Annotated in this window: 2 pseudogenes; both read right to left on the reverse strand. The window is 44.7% G+C overall.

The features are described from left to right. A pseudogene (locus ABR397_RS22230) lies at positions 1 to 1,596 on the reverse strand (amino acid adenylation domain-containing protein); the annotation flags it as partial. Between the two features lie 1,174 nt (positions 1,597 to 2,770). Beyond that, positions 2,771 to 2,839: pseudogene (locus tag ABR397_RS22235) on the reverse strand (RNA-guided endonuclease InsQ/TnpB family protein); the annotation flags it as partial.

Genomic DNA, 2,839 nt, shown 5'->3' on the forward strand with positions numbered 1-2,839 from the left:
GGCAAAAGCCTCTTCACCCGGCATCGGCAGCGCCCGACGATCCAGTTTGCCGTTTGGGGTCAGCGGGAAAACATCCAGACGCACAAAGGCCGCCGGCACCATATAATCCGGCAACCGCGAACTCAGGTACTCACGCAGGCGGGCAGCCAATCCGTCATTCTCCTGGGTCAGTACATAGGCAACCAGTTGTTTATCCTGCCCCTCTCCTAACGCCAGCGCCACGGCTTCACGTATCGCCGGATATTCCACCAGCCGGGCCTCAATTTCCCCCGGTTCAATCCGGAAACCGCGGATTTTCACCTGCTGATCGTTACGGCCCAGGAACTCCAGATTGCCGTCGGGCAGATAGCGGGCCAAATCTCCGGTTCGGTACATACGTGCATTCGGTTTATTGCTGAATGGATCGGTGAGAAAGCGTTCAGCGGTCAGTTCAGGGCGATTGAGATAACCGCAGGCCACGCCGTCACCCCCGACATAAATCTCACCAGTCATCCCCAATGATACCGGCTGACCGTCAGTATCTAGCAAATAAAGCCGGGTATTGGCAATGGGTCGGCCAATAGGAATAGAAGCCGTCCCTGATGTTAACGCGTCAATACGATAGGTCGTGGTAAACGTGGTTCCCTCACTCGGACCGTAGGCATTCAATAACTGTTGTGGCGGGTTCTTACGCAGCACCTGAGCAATGACATGCGGATCGAGGACATCTCCCCCGACCAACAACATTTTAAGTTGAGGCAGTACCGGGGATAGCTCCGCCGCCAGCCGGTTAAACAACCCGACACTCAGCCACAGAACCGTAATGCGATGCGCCTGTAACGCTTGGACAAAATCCCGCGGCGTCAGCAACGTAGTATGATCAATAACCACCAGCGCAGCACCGTTGAGCAACGGCGCCCAAACTTCGAAGGTGCTGGCATCGAAAGCCGGATTAGCGGCGAAAGCAATCCGGTCATTGGGTTCGATTTCAGCATAGCCGTTATTGATGACCAGCCGAACGACAGCCCGGTGAGGCACGATGACCCCTTTTGGCATCCCCGTCGAACCGGAGGTATACATGATATACGCCGGTCCAGCGCTGGCGCCCAATAAATCAAGATTACGATGTTCCTCTTCCCGGATTGGTTCTGTCTCGGGGGTAAGGCGGAGCCGCGGAACAACTAAGTCAACCGGGATCTTGGTCTGCATATCAGTCAGCAGTAATTTGACGGCACAATCGTTTATCAGCCAACTTTTCCGCTCATTCGGTACGTTGGGATCGACAGGGACATAAATCGCACCAGCCTTAAGGATAGCCAACTGAGCCACTACCAGTTCAACCGAGCGTTCTAACAGAATCGCCACGTGGTCATCCGGGTACACACCCTGTTCAATCAGTTGACAGGCTAGCCGGTTAGCGCGGGCATTCAGTTCGACGTAGCTCAGGGTTTTATCTCCCGCGATTAACGCTGCGGCAGCCGGGGTTTTCTCTGCCTGTTGTTCAAACAACTGATGGATACATAAATGGTCAGGATACGGGGTTTCTGTGGCGTTCCAGGTTTCCAGCAACAACCCCGCTTCAAGGGTATTTTCCTTTCTGGTAATACTGTCTTTCATCTGCTTACTACCTCAACGAATCTATTGGATATTTGAAAACGGTTATTCCCAGCAACCATCACAAATGTTTTTCTTTTACTTTTGGGAGAAATAACAGCAGGTACGCCAGGCATCGAAAGATACTCAGGCAATACTTTCTCTCAGGCGCTGGATGTCATAATCCGGTTAATAACTGCACAATTAATAATTATGTGACAATAATTTTCCAGACAACGGAATAAATGGTTCATTTGATGAACCGGAAGAAGGTATTCCATTTTTTTCCTGTTTTTTAGATAAGCGTCTTTGATCTACAGCAATTTTTTATTAACCGACGCTGAATTCCACAACTAAATAAAAATGGATCTATTGAATATATCTACTGGCATGAGCGCTAAGTCCTTGCTGTATTTTGTCCATTTGGAATTAATATCTGATTGAAATTATTTCAGATGAAATCAGGTGTTTATAAATATCAATAATCTCCAACAACCAAAGAACAAGACAAAAACAATAAAAATATTATTTATCATTGCCTTACAATAAATCCATGTATATTTTCCCATATAAAACGTAAACTGACTTCATTACATCTTATTTTATAATAATCAAATTACATAACTAATGTAAATGCTAATTACATTTAACACCGAAATGAAACAATTTCAAATAAATACTAATTTTCATATATATTCCTTTGCAATAATAGAAAAATATTATGAATATGAAAATTCATGAATTTAATACCTTAAATAAACAATATCAAAATAAAAAAATAACATGAATAATTACTTATCCAAATATATATCTGATTTCCATTAATGGCAGAATACATGACATGAAATTACAGTTTTCAGCCAATATTTATAAATGGACGGTACTTTAGCCTGATAAATATGAATATAAAAAAACAAGCTGACTATAATATTAAGAATATATACCTATTAATTCTGTCATTTCGGTATAATTTCTTTAAAAAACTATTCGGTATGTAAATATTAAAAAGCTCACGTGATTATATATGTATGCCTAAAAGGCACACATGTTGACGTTAATTACTGATATGCCATAATGGCGCCTGATCGCAATAACAGCGATCTTTACCAAAGAAGGTGAAACAGGAGAGCATAAATTAAAGCCAGGACTCTTCAAGTAGTGACTGCTCCCCGCCCTGTCGGGCGAGGCTTCCCACTTCCTAGGCCGCAACCGTCTGTGTGACGGATTTACACTGGCCTCCATGGGCAGAAACGACGAGTCCCGCCGC

It is taken from the genome of Photorhabdus viridis, assembly GCF_040256935.1.
Taxonomy (GTDB): Bacteria; Pseudomonadota; Gammaproteobacteria; order Enterobacterales; family Enterobacteriaceae; genus Photorhabdus; species Photorhabdus viridis.